This window comes from Blastococcus sp. TML/M2B, assembly GCF_016612865.1.
In the GTDB taxonomy this organism is placed as follows: Bacteria; Actinomycetota; Actinomycetes; order Mycobacteriales; family Geodermatophilaceae; genus Blastococcus.
Genome location: NZ_JAENZZ010000003.1, coordinates 154,231 through 168,844 on the forward strand (window position 1 = coordinate 154,231; position 14,614 = coordinate 168,844).

The 14,614-nt window shown below is 74.4% G+C and carries 13 protein-coding genes and 1 pseudogene; 9 read left to right on the forward strand and 5 right to left on the reverse strand.

Annotated elements, in window-relative coordinates:
• The first annotated feature begins 64 nt into the window (after positions 1-64).
• The gene (locus JKP75_RS19230; protein ID WP_200493414.1) at positions 65-1,513 is read left to right on the forward strand and encodes a CCA tRNA nucleotidyltransferase; all 1,449 of its coding nucleotides are present in this window, start codon (positions 65-67) and stop codon (positions 1,511-1,513) included.
• A 61-nt stretch (positions 1,514-1,574) separates the two neighbouring features.
• Positions 1,575-2,429 carry a matrixin family metalloprotease gene (locus JKP75_RS19235; protein WP_309230048.1) on the forward strand — a complete coding sequence of 285 codons (855 nt, stop codon included), beginning with the start codon at positions 1,575-1,577 and terminating at the stop codon, positions 2,427-2,429.
• A 6-nt stretch (positions 2,430-2,435) separates the two neighbouring features.
• Here the strand turns inward: JKP75_RS19235 and JKP75_RS19240 are convergent, their stop codons facing one another.
• Complete coding sequence (locus tag JKP75_RS19240; RefSeq protein WP_309230049.1) at positions 2,436-3,776, reverse strand: MFS transporter; 1,341 nt, start codon at positions 3,774-3,776, stop codon at positions 2,436-2,438.
• 19 nt (positions 3,777-3,795) lie between these two features.
• On the opposite strand from JKP75_RS19240, the gene JKP75_RS23210 reads away from it, so the two are divergent.
• Both JKP75_RS23210 and JKP75_RS23215 read left to right on the forward strand, forming a co-directional pair.
• A complete protein-coding gene (locus JKP75_RS23210; protein ID WP_309230050.1) occupies positions 3,796-4,257 on the forward strand; it encodes a YqgE/AlgH family protein in 462 nt (153 codons plus the stop codon).
• A 58-nt stretch (positions 4,258-4,315) separates the two neighbouring features.
• Complete coding sequence (locus tag JKP75_RS23215; protein WP_309230051.1) at positions 4,316-4,444, forward strand: hypothetical protein; 129 nt, start codon at positions 4,316-4,318, stop codon at positions 4,442-4,444.
• 125 nt (positions 4,445-4,569) lie between these two features.
• On the opposite strand, the gene JKP75_RS19250 is transcribed toward JKP75_RS23215, so the two are convergent.
• The 3 genes from JKP75_RS19250 to JKP75_RS19260 form a co-directional block, all read right to left on the reverse strand.
• The gene (locus tag JKP75_RS19250) at positions 4,570-5,319 is read right to left on the reverse strand and encodes a hypothetical protein (RefSeq protein WP_200489805.1); all 750 of its coding nucleotides are present in this window, start codon (positions 5,317-5,319) and stop codon (positions 4,570-4,572) included.
• Positions 5,320-5,448: 129 nt separating this feature from the next.
• The gene (locus JKP75_RS19255) at positions 5,449-6,528 is read right to left on the reverse strand and encodes an inositol-3-phosphate synthase (RefSeq protein WP_200489806.1); all 1,080 of its coding nucleotides are present in this window, start codon (positions 6,526-6,528) and stop codon (positions 5,449-5,451) included.
• Entirely contained in the window at positions 6,516-7,208 is a 693-nt protein-coding gene (locus tag JKP75_RS19260; protein WP_309230052.1) for a PadR family transcriptional regulator, read from the reverse strand. Before JKP75_RS19260 ends, JKP75_RS19255 begins: the two co-directional genes overlap by 13 nt.
• Positions 7,209-7,440: 232 nt before the next feature.
• Between JKP75_RS19260 and JKP75_RS24215 the strand changes: the two genes are divergently transcribed.
• The 3 genes from JKP75_RS24215 (at position 7,441) to JKP75_RS19275 (ending at position 12,140) form a co-directional block, all read left to right on the forward strand.
• A complete protein-coding gene (locus JKP75_RS24215; protein WP_200489807.1) occupies positions 7,441-7,851 on the forward strand; it encodes a DUF5318 family protein in 411 nt (136 codons plus the stop codon).
• A gap of 575 nt (positions 7,852-8,426) precedes the next feature.
• Positions 8,427-10,595 carry a transglycosylase domain-containing protein gene (locus tag JKP75_RS19270; protein ID WP_309230053.1) on the forward strand — a complete coding sequence of 723 codons (2,169 nt, stop codon included), beginning with the start codon at positions 8,427-8,429 and terminating at the stop codon, positions 10,593-10,595.
• Positions 10,596-10,682: 87 nt separating this feature from the next.
• Positions 10,683-12,140 carry a glycosyltransferase 87 family protein gene (locus JKP75_RS19275; protein ID WP_309230054.1) on the forward strand — a complete coding sequence of 486 codons (1,458 nt, stop codon included), beginning with the start codon at positions 10,683-10,685 and terminating at the stop codon, positions 12,138-12,140.
• A 167-nt stretch (positions 12,141-12,307) separates the two neighbouring features.
• On the opposite strand, the pseudogene JKP75_RS22175 reads toward JKP75_RS19275, so the two are convergent.
• Positions 12,308-13,000 (reverse strand): annotated as a pseudogene (locus tag JKP75_RS22175) (deoxyribonuclease IV); the annotation flags it as partial.
• Between the two features lie 65 nt (positions 13,001-13,065).
• Here JKP75_RS22175 and JKP75_RS19285 point away from each other — a divergent pair.
• Both JKP75_RS19285 and rpsF read left to right on the forward strand, forming a co-directional pair.
• Positions 13,066-14,106: a hypothetical protein gene (locus JKP75_RS19285; RefSeq protein WP_200493415.1), complete on the forward strand. Its 1,041-nt coding sequence runs from the start codon at positions 13,066-13,068 to the stop codon at positions 14,104-14,106.
• Positions 14,107-14,324: 218 nt separating this feature from the next.
• Complete coding sequence (rpsF, locus tag JKP75_RS19290) at positions 14,325-14,612, forward strand: 30S ribosomal protein S6 (protein WP_200489813.1); 288 nt, start codon at positions 14,325-14,327, stop codon at positions 14,610-14,612.
• Positions 14,613-14,614 lie beyond the last annotated feature (2 nt).

The window sequence follows — 14,614 nt, forward strand, 5'->3', positions numbered from 1 at the left end:
CGTGTCCGTCCCACCCGTGAGTCGTCCGGACGGGACCGGTGGGTCGCGTCCCGCCGCCGAGCCCGTGCCGCCCGCCGTCCAGCAGACCGTGCGCGACCTCGTGGACCTCTCCCCCGTCCTGGACGAGGTGGGGCGGCGCTTCGCCGCGGCCGGTTTCCAGGTCCACCTGGTCGGCGGTTCGGTGCGCGACGCGCTGCTGGCGGCGGCGTCCGGGCGGCCGGGGCTGCCGGGCGACCTGGACCTGACGACCGACGCCCGGCCGGAGCAGACGCTGGAGGTGCTGCGCGGCTGGGCCGGTTCCACGTGGAACACCGGCATCGCCTTCGGCACGGTGGGCGCGGAGGTCCGCGGCGAGCGGCTGGAGATCACCACCTTCCGGGCCGACCGCTACGACCGCGAGTCCCGCAACCCCGAGGTCGCCTGGGGTGACTCGCTCGAGGACGACCTGGCCCGCCGCGACTTCACCGTCAACGCGATGGCCGTCTCCCTGGGCCCGGACCGCACGGTGACCGACCCCTTCGGCGGGCTGGGCGACCTGATCCGCCGCCGGCTGCGCACCCCGGCGGCGGCCGAGGAGTCCTTCGCCGACGACCCGCTGCGGATGCTGCGCGCCGTCCGCTTCGTCGCCCAGCTCGGCCTCACCCCCGAGGACGACGTCGTCGTCGCCATGACGGCGATGTCGGCGGAGCTGGGCCGGATCACCGCCGAGCGGGTGCAGGCGGAGCTGTCCAAGACCCTGCTCCAGGACTCCCCGCGGGGCGCGCTGGAGCTGTTCGTCGCCACCGGGCTGGCCGACGTCGTGCTGCCGGAGCTGTCCGCGCTGCGGATGGAGATCGACGAGCACCACCAGCACAAGGACGTCTACTCCCACTCCCTGACCGTGCTGGACCAGGCGATCGCGCTGGAGAAGGCGGACCCGGACGCCCCCTCCCCCGACCTGGTGCTCCGACTGGCCGCGCTGCTGCACGACATCGGCAAGCCGGCCACGCGGCGGCACGAGGAGCGCGGCCGGGTCTCCTTCCACCACCACGAGGTGGTCGGCGCCAAGCTGGTGCGCAAGCGGTTGGTCGCGCTCAAGTACCCGAAGGAGGTCGTGGAGCAGGTCTCCCGGCTGACCTTCCTGCACCTGCGCTTCCACGGCTACGGCCGCGGCGAGTGGACCGACTCCGCGGTGCGCCGCTACGTCACCGACGCCGGCCCCCTGCTCCCCCGGCTGCACAAGCTGGTGCGCTCGGACTGCACGACCCGCAACCGCCGGCGGGCGGCCGCGCTGGCCGAGACCTACGACTCGCTGGAGCTCCGCATCGCCGAGCTGTCGGCGGCCGAGGACCTCGCGCGGGTGCGGCCCGACCTCGACGGCAACGCGATCATGGAGCTGCTGGGCGTGCCGCCCGGCCCGGAGGTCGGCCGGGCGTGGCGCTTCCTCAAGGAGCTGCGGCTCGAGCGCGGCCCGCTGGACCGGGACGAGGCCGAGGCGGCGTTGCGCGAGTGGTGGGCGGGCCAGCAGGGCTGAGGTCCTGACGCCCCCGGCGTGCCGGGTGCGCGAGGGGCGCCGCAGCGCCGACAGTGCTGGTGTGAGGGCTTTCCGTCGGCTGCTGCGCGGGGCCGGCGTCGTGCTGGTCCTGCTGGTGATCGTGCTCGGCGCCGGCGTGCTGAGCGGCCCGGGCGGGCTGCCGTGGGCGGTGCGGGTGACCGCGCTTCCGGCGCCCGCGCCGCCGTCCCCGCCCCCACCCCCGGAGCCGGAGAAGCCCCGGGACCGGCCGCCGGCCGGGCTCGAGGTCGCTGAGTTCCCGCGGGGGGTGCCCCAGCCGCCGCCGGCCGGCGGCGGCACGTACGCCTTCACCGGCCTGCAGGGGGACGGCGTCACCCCGGTGGCCTACGACCCCTGCCGGCCGATCCACTACGTGCTGAACGGGCTGGGTGCACCGCCCGGCGGCGAGCCGATCGTGCACGCGGCCGTGGCGCGGATCAGCGAGATCACCGGCCTGGTCTTCGTGCACGACGGCGCCAGCGACGAGCCGATCGCCGTCGACCGCCCGGTCTACCAGCCTGAGCGGTACGGCGACCGCTGGGCGCCGGTGCTCATCGGCTGGCAGTCGGAGCAGGAGGAGCCCGCGCTCGCCGGCGACGTCGTCGGCCAGGCCGGCAGCGCCGCGGTCTCGCTGGGCCGCAGCCCGAGCATCTACGTCACCGGCACCCTCGTCCTGGACGCCCCGCAGATCGCGCCGGTGCTGGAACGCCGGGGCGGCCGCGCGGTCGTGGAGGCGATCGTGCTGCACGAGCTGGGCCACCTGGTCGGCCTGGCGCACGTCGACGACGCCACCGAGCTCATGTACCCGCAGGTGCAGCAGCAGGTCACCGACCTCGGCGCCGGCGACCGCACCGGGCTGGCCCGGCTGGGCGCGGGAGCGTGCGTGCCGCAGCTCTGAAGGGGGTCAGCCGCGGACGGGGGCGGGGGTGCGGCGGCGCAGGCCCAGGAACGCCACGACGGCGAGCAGGTACCCGGCGCCGATCGCCAGCAGCACCGGCACCGAGCGGCCCGACTCGGGCAGCACGAACGCGGCGGCCACGACGGCCCCGACGAAGGCGACGTTGAACAGGGTGTCGTAGACGGAGAACACCCGGCCGCGGACGTCGTCCTCGACGTCCTCCTGCAGGGTCGCGTCCACGCAGATCTTCACGCCCTGGCCGACCAGGCCCAGGACGAAGCCCCCGGCGAGGACCGCCGGCGGTGAGAACGGCAGCCCGAGCAGCACCTGGGCCACCCCGCCGACCAACAGCAGCCCGACGGTCCAGCGGACCCGCCCGGCGCGGCGCACGGCCGCCGGGGTGACGAACGCGGCCAGCAGCGAGCCGGCCGCGATCGCTGCCACCAGCTGGCCCAGCCCGGCCAGCCCGCCCCGGACGAGGCCGGTGGCGTCCTCGAACGGGCCGCGGTGCAGCAGCAGCGTCATGAGGGTGAACAGGCCGAAGCAGACCCGGTGCAGCCCGATCGCGGCCAGCGCCGCGGCGACGCGGGGCAGCCCCCAGGCGTACCGGGCGCCGGCGACCATGCCGGCGACGACGTGCCGGGCCGCCGGCTGCTCGGCACCCGCGTCCGGCCCCAGGTAGCGGCGGTCGAAGCCCGAGACGACGGCGGAGGCGGCGAGGTAGGGCAGCGCCGCGGCCAGCGCGATCGCGGCGTACCCGGCGTCGCCCGAGCCGGTGAGCGGCAGCAGGAGCAGCGCCGTGCCGCCACCGGCCACGGTGGCGATCGACCCCGCCGTCGTCGACAGCGCGTTCGCCGGCACGAGGGCGTCGGTCGTGTGCGGCAGCCCGGCCGACAGCGCGGCCAGCACGAACCGGTTGACCGAGAAGACCGCCAGCCCCGCGAGGTAGAACGGGACGCCGTCGACCCCGCCGAGGATGACCGCCGCGACGACCGCGACCAGGGCGGCGCGCAGCACGTTGGCCCGCAGCAGCACCGCCCGCCGGCTCCAGCGGTCCAGCCACACGCCGGCGAACGGGCCGAGCAGCGACCAGGGCAGCAGCAGGACGGCGAACCCCGCGGCGACCTCCAGCGGGTCCGCGGCGCGCTGCGGGTTGAACAGCACCGTGCCCGCCAGCGCGGCCTGGAAGACGCCGTCCCCGAACTGGGCCAGCAGGCGGGTCGCGAACAGCCGGCGGAAGTCGCGCCGGGCGAGCAGGGAGCGCACCGTGGCCCCCTCCTCCCGCACCCGGCCAGCGTAGGAGGACGGCGGGACGACGACGACGCCGGCGGCCCGGAGGTGGGGCACACTGGGGACGATGACGCCGGTGCCCGATCCCGAGTCCGGCCCGCCCGCGCGGCCCGGGACCGGTCGTCGGCGCGCGCCGGTGCCGGCGCTGTCCATCGGCGACCTCGACGACGTGCGCCCCGGCTCGTTGCTCGTGGCCATGCCCGGGCTCTCCGACCCCACCTTCGCGGGCTCGGTGGTCTACGTCCTCGACCACTCGGAGACCGGCACGCTCGGCGTCGTCCTGGGCAGCCCGAGCCAGGTGGAGATCCGGGACGTGCTGCCCGGCTGGCGCGACCTGGCGGTCGAGCCCGGCGTGTTCCACGTGGGCGGGCCGTGCGAGACCGACACCGCGCTGTGCCTCGCCCGCTGCCCCGCGCCGGGGCCGCCGGCCGGCCTCGGGCTGCGCCCGGTCGCCGACGGGATCCACCTGATCGACCTCGACGTCGACCCCGAGCCGCTGACCGGCTGCGTGGCCGGGCTGCGGGTCTTCGCCGGTTGACGCGGGCTGGTCGCCCGGGCAGCTGGCCGGCGAGCTCACCGAGGGCGCCTGGGCCGTGGTGCCGGGCTCGCCGGACGACGTCCTGGCCGATATCTCGGGCCCGGAGCTGTGGCGCGCGGTCGTGCGGCGGCAGCGCGGGCGGCTCGCCGTGCTGAGCACCGCGCCGGCCGACCCGACGGTGAACTGAGGGTGGCTGCCGGAACGCCGCGCATCTGGTAGGAAGTACCCGGGAAGGGGCGGTCTGGGGAAGAGGCCGCCCCTTCCCACTTGTCTGCCCGGGCCCGGATGGGCCCTATAGGCGCCCTACAGGCCCTAGAGGCCGATGGCCCCGGCGAGCTCCGGGTGCTCGGCCAGCGGTGCCGACTGCGCCTCCCCCGGCAGGTCCAGCGCGCGGGGGCCGTGCTCGGCCAGCGTCGTCATCGCCTCCAGCTCGCCGTCGGCGGCCGGCAGCGGCGTCGCGAACTGCACGAGCAGGTCCTCGGTCGAGGAGACCGCCACCGTGCGCTCGCCGGGCAGGCCGAACAGGTCGGTCGGGCGGCCGTCGATCGAGCGCCGCCCCTCCCAGCTGTAACCGCCGGCCAGGAAGCCGGCCGGGTCGTCGCCGTCGTCGGCGGCGAGGCCCAGCACGATGCCCACCAGGACGTCGACCAGCGGGGGCTCGGCCTCGCCGGCCTCCACGGGGCGGGTCAGGAAGGTCGCGCCCGAGCCGCCCAGCGCCTCGGTCGCGCCCGGGACGTCGCCGAACCACAGCTGATCGCGGGAGAAGAAGACCGTGCGCACGAGGTCCACGCCGTCGGCGCTGGTCACCGCCGTCGCCCGACCCGTCCCGGCGCGGAAGTCGACCTCGCCGGTGAGCGTCAGGACGGCGCCGTCGCCGAAGGGCGCGGTCACCACGAAGTCGGCGCCGCCCTCGGCGCGGTTGCGCTCCAGCAGCGCGGCCAGCACCGCCGCCTCGTCCCGCGTCACGGCGTCCCCGGCGTCGCGCCGCCCGCCGTCCCCCGCGCACCCGGTCAGCAGCGCGAGGGCCACCGCCGCGGCGGGGAGCAGGGTCCGGGGCCGCATGGCCGCCAGCGTAGGCAGCGCGCGGCCCGCAGCCCCGCAGACGCGACGAGGGCCCGCACTCCGGGTGGAGTGCGGGCCCTCATGCGGTGCTGGGATCAGTGCGGTGCTGGGATCAGTGCGGTCCCGGGATCAGCGCTCGATGTCGCCGCGGATGAAGGCCTCCACGGCGTCCCGGGCCTGGCTGTCGTCGTACTGCTCCGGCGGGGACTTCATGAAGTACGAGGACGCCGACAGGATCGGGCCACCGATGCCACGGTCCTTGGCGATCTTCGCGGCACGGACGGCGTCGATGATGATGCCGGCCGAGTTCGGGGAGTCCCAGACCTCGAGCTTGTACTCCAGGCTCAGGGGGACGTCGCCGAACGCGCGGCCCTCGAGGCGGACGTAGGCCCACTTGCGGTCCGAGAGCCACGGCACGTGGTCCGACGGGCCGATGTGCACGTTGTCCTTGCCCATGTCCCGGTCGACCTGGCTGGTGACGGCCTGGGTCTTGGAGATCTTCTTGGACTCCAGGCGCTCGCGCTCGAGCATGTTCTTGAAGTCCATGTTGCCGCCGACGTTGAGCTGCATCGTGCGGTCCAGCTGCACGCCGCGGTCCTCGAACAGCTTGGCGAGCACGCGGTGGGTGATGGTGGCGCCGACCTGGCTCTTGATGTCGTCACCGACGATCGGCACGCCGGCGGCGGTGAACTTGTCCGCCCACTCCTTGGTGCCGGCGATGAAGACCGGGAGGGCGTTCACGAACGCCACACCGGCGTCGATCGCGGCCTGGGCGTAGAACTCCGCGGCCTGCTGCGAGCCCACGGGGAGGTAGCAGACCAGGACGTCGGCACCGGACTCGCGCAGGGCGGCCACGACGTCGACCGGCTGCTCGTCGGACTCCTCGATCGTCTCGCGGTAGTACTTGCCGAGCCCGTCGAGGGTGGTGCCGCGCTGGACGGAGACGCCGAGCGGCGGGACGTCGCAGATCTTGATGGTGTTGTTCTCGCTGGCGACGATGGCCTCGGAGAGGTCGCGGCCGACCTTCTTGGCGTCCACGTCGAACGCGGCGACGAACTCCACGTCGGAGACGTGGTAGTCGCCGAAGCGGACGTGCATCAGGCCGGGCACGGACGTGGACTCGTCCGCGTCGCGGTAGTAGTGAACGCCCTGCACGAGCGACGCGGCGCAGTTGCCGACGCCGACGATGGCGACCTTCACGGAGCCCATGGCTCTCCTTCCCCTGGACCCTCAGCGGGTCCGACGGACGCGGACCGGGTGCGGTCCGCGGATGACGGTGCAGGGGCCGCCGGTGCCGGGGCGTCGCCCGGCTCCTCGCGTCCTGCTGTGCTCCCCGACGCCTCACGGCGTTCGGAATCGATCAGCTCCGAGAGCCAGCGGACCTCCCGGTCCACCGATTCCAGGCCGTGGCGCTGCAGCTCGAGGGTGTAGCGGTCGAGCCGCTGACGGGTCCGCGACAACGAGGACCGCAACCCTTCGCGCTGCCGCTCGACGGTGCGACGGCGGCCCTCGAGGATCCGCAGTCGCACGTCGGAGGCCGTGTGCCCGAAGAAGGCGAGGCGGACCCCGAAGAGCCCACCGTCGTCGTACGCCTCCGGCCCGGTCTGGCTGACCAGGTCGTGGAAGCGCTCCTTGCCCTCCGCGGTGATCGTGTAGACCACCTTCCCGCGCCGGCCGGTGAGCGCCGGGGCGTCCGCCGGGAGCAGCGCGTGCGGCGTGGGCTCGTCAGCGCTGATGAGCCCGGCCGCGCGCATCCGCTTGAGCGCGGGATACAGCGAGCCGTAGGAGATGCTCCGCAACCCGCCGAGCACCTGCGCGAGCTGCTTGCGCAGCTCGTAGCCGTGCATCGGCGCCTTGTGCAGCAGACCGAGGATGGCGAACTCGAGCACCACGCCTCCTCGGTCCCACGGTCGATGTATCGAGACGATACAACGACATGTGACATTGCGACCCTCCGGGTCGCACCGCGGCCAGGAGTCGTCCCCCGGCTGGGTGGAGCGCGTCCGTCGCGCCTGCGCGGGACCCTCCGGGCCCCACTCGGCACGACACGGCGCCGGTGTGCCGCGTGTAGCACGGCTCACGAACCTGCCCGTTCACAGGTCCGGCACGTACATTGGCGCGGTGCCCGGACGTCGATCCGTCGTGGACTACTCGCTGCAGCGGCGAGCCGTCCTGGCCGACGTGCACTCCGGGCGCACCGGCCTGTTCGAGGTGTGCGACGCCAGCCCGTACCTCTCACGGGCGGCCAAGTACCACGGCGAGGCGACGGAGACGCCCTGCCCGGTGTGCCGCCGACAGCGCCTCACCCGCGTGAACTACGTGTACGGCGACCGGCTCGGCCCGGTGTCCGGGCAGGCCAAGTCACCCGTCGAGCTGGCCCGGATGGACGCCGCGCAGGAGGAGTTCACCGTGTACGCCGTCGAGGTGTGCCGGAGCTGCGGCTGGAACCACCTCGAGTGCTCCTACGTCCTCGGGGTCGAGCCCGCCCCGGGCCGGCCGCAGCGCGGCCGGCGCCGGACCGCCACGGACTAGCCACCCGCGCGGGAGGGTTCACCGTCACGGCGGACCCCTCCGTCACACCAGCCCCTGGCGGGGCGAGCACCACGCGGGCCTCCCCCGCGCCCACAGCTGAAGACGCAAGGCTGCCACCACGCACGACCGCGACCGGGCACCGCCCGCCGCCCACCACCAGTTCAGGAAGGGGTTCACCGCGTGCCGACCCACGACGAGACCTCGCCCGTCGGACCGCGCGCCGGTTCGGTGCGCCGTCCGGCTCCCACCCGCACCCGCAGCACGGGGGGTGGTGGCGGGTCCGCACGCGGGGGCTCCGGCGCGCGACGGCCGGCGGGTCAGCCGGCCGGCCGGCCCCGCACCCCGGCCGCGCGCAGCGGCGGCCGGGCGGCGGGCGACCGCCGTCCTCCGGTGGCCGCCCGCCCGGCTCCGGCGGCGGCCGTCCGCCGGGGTCCGGTGGCCCGCCCGGGTCCGGTCGCCCGCCGGGCTCCGGTGGCCGCCCCTCCGGCAGCGGCAAGGGCCGGCCGGCGCGCACGAAGAAGCAGCGCCGTCGGCGGCGGCTGAAGATCGGCGCCGGCATCATCGGCGGGCTGGTCGTGCTGCTCGGCGTCTTCATCGGCGTCGTCTACGCCAGCACCGAGGTGCCGAGCCCCGACTCGATCACCAACGCCCAGACCACCGTCGTCTACTACGCCGACGGCACTACCGAGATGGCGCGGCTCGGCGACGAGAACCGCACCAACGTGCGGCTGGACCAGGTGAGCGAGGCCGCGCAGAACGCGATCCTGGCCGCGGAGAACCGGGACTTCTACAACGACCCGGGCATCTCGGCGACCGGCATCGCCCGCGCCGCCTGGAGCAACCTGACCGGCGGCTCCACCCAGGGTGGCTCGACGATCACCCAGCAGTACGTGAAGAACGCGATCCTGCAGAACTCCGAGCAGACGTTCAGCCGCAAGTTCCAGGAGCTCTTCCTGGCGATCAAGCTGGACAACAACTACTCGAAGGAGCAGATCCTCGAGAACTACCTGAACACCATCTACTTCGGCCGCGGCGCCTACGGCATCGAGTCGGCGGCGAACACCTACTTCGACGTGCCGGCCTCCGAGCTGACCGCCCAGCAGGGCGCCGTGCTGGCCGTGCTGATCCGCAGCCCCGGGGCCTACGACCCGGAGACCAATCCCGAGGGTGCGCAGGACCGCTGGGGCCTCGTGCTCGACGGGATGGTCGGCGAGGGCTGGCTGTCGGCCGAGGAGCGCGCGCTGTCGGTCTACCCGCCGGTGCTGCCCAAGGTGGCGCCGTCCATGGGCATCCCGTCGGGCCCCGAGGGACTGATCGTCAGCCGGGCGCTCGCCGAGCTGCGCGGCAAGGGCTACACCGACGACCAGCTCTACGGCGGCGGCCTGAAGATCGTCACCACGGTCGACCAGCGCTCGCAGGAGCTCGCCGTCAACGCCGTCAACACCGTGATGGAGGGCGAGAACCAGGAGGTGCTCCGCGAGGCGCTGGTGGCGGTCGACCCGCGCACCGGTGCGGTCAAGGCCTACTACGGCGGGCCCAACGGCACCGGCACGGACTACGGCATGAACCAGCGCCAGCCCGGCTCGTCGGTCAAGCCCTACGTGCTGGCCACCGCCCTCGAGGAGGGCATCAGCGTCACCGCCCGCCGCGACGGCAGCGCGTCGAAGACCTTCCCGGACCGCCCGGACAAGCCGGTGCGCAACTCCGGCGGCGCCTCCTGCCCCTCCTGCACCCTGGAGGAGGCGATGAAGCGCTCGCTCAACACCACGTACTACGGCCTCACCTACGAGCTCGGGGCGGAGAAGGTGCGCGAGACGATCCTCGCCGCCACAGGCCTGCCGGAGACGTGGGAGAGCGGCAGCGACCTGTTCCGCGGCAACCGGACGCTGGCCGACCCGCAGACCGCGGGCGTCGACGCCGGTCTGGGCATCGGCCAGTACGACATGCGACCGATCGACCAGGCGGTCGGCTTCAGCACCTTCGCCAGCGGGGGCATCCGCCGCGACGCCTACTTCGTCGCGAAGGTGACCGACAGCGAGGGCACGGTCCTGCTGGAGAACGCCGGCCAGGCCGGCGAGCAGGTCATGGACGCCCGCGTGGCCAACGACGTCACCTACGCGCTGCGCGACGTCGCCAGCTACTCCAAGCGACCGCTGGACGACGGCCGCGAGGTGGCCAGCAAGACCGGCACCGTCGGCTCCTCCGACGAGGAGAACGCGGACGCCTGGATGGTCGGCTACACGCCGTCGCTCACCGCGGCGGTCTGGATGGGCACCGACGCCTACGAGCCGATCCGCAACGCCCAGGGCAGGATCATCTACGGCTCCGGGCTGCCCGGCGCGATCTGGCAGCAGTTCATGGACGGCGTCCTCGAGGGCACGCCCAAGGAGAAGCTGCCGTCCTCGCCGTCGATCAAGGGCGACACCGGCGAGGGCGTGCCCGAGCCGACCCAGGAGGCGCCGGCCGAGCCGACCGGAACCGCCACCGAGACGGCCACCCCGACGACGTCGGCGCCGACCACCACCGCCCCGCGGCAGCCGGTGGACTCCGACGGCGACGGCGTCCCGGACGAGCAGGACTACGCCCCGAACGACCCGAACGTCTCCACCCGGCCGACCTACACCGGGCCCAGCACGAGTACACCGCCGACCCAGGGCCCGGGCACCCAGGGGCCGCCGGTCGCGCCGGGCGTGCCGGGCGGGCCGGGCGGACCGGGTGGTCCGGTGCTCCCCGAGAACGGCTGACCGGTCCCGCACACTGAGCGGGTGAGCAGCACACCGACGGGCCCGTTCGCTTCCGCGGGCGGGCCCGCGGCGTCCCCGGACCGGGTTGTGCCGACCTGGACCGATCCGGTCGCCGCACAGGCCAGCGAAGCGGTCGGCGGCCCGTGGGGGCGGCACGCGGTCACCGGGCGGGCGCTGTTCTGGACGCCGCTGCGGGTCTGCCTGCTGTTCGCCGTCCTGGCGCTGAGCCTGGCGTGGGTGAAGCAGGAACCGTGCGCCGACGGCGACTGGACCGGCTCCCCGCAGTACACCCACTTCTGCTACTCGGACACCGTTCCGCTGTTCGGCGTCTACGACCTGGACTCCGGAGCGCTGCCCTACCTGGACACCTCGGTCGAGTACCCGGTGCTGACCGGCGCGTTCATGGTCGCGGCAAACGCGCTGGGCGGGGCCTACGAGGCGCTCGCGGAGACCACCGGCCTGCTGCCCGAGGTGCCCCCGGTGCAGGCCTACTACGTGGTGACCTGCCTGCTGCTCGCGATCTGCGCGCTGGTCACCGTCCGCGCCGTGCAGGGCGTCTCGGGCCGGCGGCCGTGGGACGCCGCGATGATCGGGCTCTCCCCGCTGCTGGTCGTGCACGCCTTCACCAACTGGGACCTGTTCGCCGTCGCCCTGGCCGCGCTCGGCATGTGGGCGTGGGCCCGCCGGATGCCGGTCACCGCCGGCGTCCTGCTGGGGCTGGGGGTGGCCGCGAAGTTCTACCCGGTGCTCGTCCTGGGGGCGCTGTTCCTGCTCTGCGCCCGTGCGGGGCTGCTCCGCACCTGGCTGCGGACGGCGGTCGCCGCAGGGGTGGCCTGGCTGGCGGTCAACCTGCCGGTCGCGCTGGCCGCCCCGGAGAACTGGGGCCGGTTCTTCGAGCTGAACAGCTCCCGCGAGGCCGATCCGGACTCGCTGTGGAACATCGCCCTGCACCTGACCGACGACCGCATCCTGGACGGCCCGCTCGCCCCCGGGCAGACGCCGGTCGTGCTCAACGGCGCCGTCGCCATGACCACGCTGCTCATGCTCACCGCGGTCACCTGGCTGACCGTCGCCGCTCCCGTGCGCCCGCGGCTGCCCCAGATCGCCTTCCTGCTCGTCGCCGGGTTCCTGCTCCTCAACAAGGTGTGGAGCCCGCAGTACTCGCTGTGGCTGCTGCCGCTGGTGGTGCTGGCCCGCCCGGCCTGGCGCTCGCTGCTGGCATGGCAGGCCACCGAGGCGCTGGTCTGGGTCACGCGGATGCTCTGGTACCTCGGCCCCGAGGACAACGGCATCGCCGTCGAGTGGTTCCTGCTCGCCGTCGTCATCCGCGACGTCGCCGTCCTGGTGCTCGTGGCGCTGGTGGTCCGCGACGTCCTCGACCCCGACCGCGACATCGTGCGCACCAGCTGGCCCGGCGTCGACGACCCGGCCGGGGGCCCGCTGGAGGACTCCCCCGCCGACCACCGGCTGGGCGCGCGCCGCCCCGCCCGCACCGCCGCGGAGCCCGCCGGGGCGCCGCCCGGGCCGGTCACCGGGCGGGGCTGAGCGCCTCCCGCAGCAGGGCGATCTCCCCGGCGTGGCCCGCCGCGTCGCCCGGTGTCTCCAGGACGACCGGGCAGCCCGCGGCCCGGGCCACGTCGAGCAGCAGCTCCGTCGGGAATCTCGCCGTCGCCCAGGGGGGCGTGCCGGTCGCGGCTGGAGCCCGCCGGGTCCCGGCTGTTGTTGAGGTGCACCAGGTCGATCCGGCCGGTGATCGCGCGGACGTCGTCGACGACGGTGGTCAGGTCCCAGCCCGCGGCCCAGGCGTGGCAGGTGTCGAGGACGAACCCGGCGCCGAAGTCGCCGAGCGCCTCCCACAGCCGGGCGACGGCGTCGAGGTCGCGCGCCATGGCGTTGCCACCGCCGGCGGTGTTCTCGATCAGCAGCGGCAGCGCGAAGCCGCCGTCCTTCTCCTGGTAGGCGAAGGTCTTGCGCCAGTTGTCGACGCCGACCGCGGGGTCGTCGGTGGCGAGCACGTGCCCGCCGTGGACGACCAGGCCGATCGCGCCGAGTGCCGCGGCCGCCGTGGCGTGCTGGCCGAGCAGCTTGCGGCCCGGGACGCGGATCCGGTTGTTCGTGGACGCCACGTTGAGCATGTACGGCGCGTGGACCACGACGGTGACGTCGGCCGCCCGGAGCTCCGCCTCGTCAGGCCGGGGACGGGGCGCCTTGTAGCTCTGCGGGTCGGTCAGGAACAGCTGGACGACGTCGGCGTCCAGCTCGGCGGCACGGGCCAGCGGCCCGCCGTCGAGCAGTTGCCCGTCCTCGTCGAGCCCGGAGCCCACGTGTACGCCGATCGGGTGGTTGGCCACGCCTGGCGACAGTAGTTCGCGACCGGATCCGGGTTTAGCCGTAACCGCGATCACACATCATCGTTCAGCAGCGTGACGCTGGTTACCCAGCAGTAGGTCGAGTCGGAGGTACTACGCAGATGGCAACCGGTCGCATCCACCGGACGGCACGGCGCGGTGTCGCCGTCGCGGTTCTCGGCTGGCTCTCCGTCGCCGCGGCCTCGGTCGTGCTGGCGCCGCCCGCCGCGGCCGCTCCCGCCGTCACCGTGCCCATCCGCGACCTCACCCCGCCGATCGTCTCCGTCGACGGCGGCGGCTCGGTCACCTTCGTCAACGAGATCCAGGACAAGCCGGTCCAGGTCGGCGGGGGCGGGCTGCTGCCCACGCTGGTGAGCGTCACCGCGAAGACCGAGGTCACCCTCGGCCTGCCGTCCGGCAAGCGGGTGCTCGCCCCGGGCGCCTCGGTCACCGAGACGTTCGCCTCGACCTGCCTGACCTGCTCGATCACCTACACCCACAAGCTGCAGAGCAACGCCTCGCTCACGTCGATCCTCACCGACACCGTGCTGGGGTTGCTGCCCCCGCTGCCGGCGCCCACGCCGTTCGTGGTGAACACGCTGGTCCCGCTGCCGAACCTGCCCGGCGTCAACCTCCCGCAGCTGCCCCCGCTCACCCTCCCGGCGCCACAGGCCGGTGGTCTGCTGCCGGTGCCGAGCACGCCGGGCACCCAGCCGGCACCAGCGCCCGCGCCCACTGCCACGCCGGCGGTGCCCGAGCAGCCGGCCGCGCCCGCCGTCGAGGGCGTGCCGGGCAGCCAGTACGCGTACGCGACCGGTGCCGGGGCCGCCCAGCTGCGCCCGGGGGCGGGGTCGGCCGCCGCGGCCTTCGACCCGGCCCGCTTCCTGGCCGAGCGCGGCACGACCCGCTCGACCGGGACCGGGACCGGCGGCTCCGGCGGGCTGGCGGGCAGCTACGACGGCGCGACCGTCCCGGTGTTCGGCCAGCTGGCCGGCCTGAACGGCACCGGGCTGGACGAGGACGGCGAGCAGCTCGACACCACCGCCGACACCGCCTCCGCGGCGGAGCCGCTGCCGGCAGCAGCGCTGGCCGCCGTCGTCGCCCTGGCCGCCGCCGGCGCGGCGCTGGTGCGCACCCACCAGGCCGCGCGCGCCTCGCGCTGACCGACCGGCACGCACGCGGCCGCCGTCCCCGGCAGGGGGCGGCGGCCGCTGCCGTCCGGGGCTGCCTGTGGACGGCGCCGGGGCGGTCCGGTGATCACTGGTAGCCTGGGCCCGCGCGTTCCGGCTCTCCACGAGCTCGTCGGGACGCGCAACGCATGCACAACCCTCCTGCCGCAGATCCCCTGCGGCCGCTGAGACCAGAGGAGGTGGGGTTCTCCGTGCGCAATTACGAACTGATGATCATCCTCGACCCCGATCTCGAGGAGCGCACCATCGCGCCCTCGCTCGACCGGTTCCTGACCGTGGTCACCAACTCCGGTGGCACCGTCAAGACCGAGATCTGGGGTCGTCGTCGGATGGCCTACGAGATCAACAAGCAGGCCGAGGGCATCTACGCGATCGTCGACATCCAGGCCGAGCCCGCCGCCGTCCAGGAGCTGGACCGCCAGCTGAACCTGAACGAGTCGGTGCTCCGCACGAAGCTGATGCGCCCCGAGGCTCACTGAGC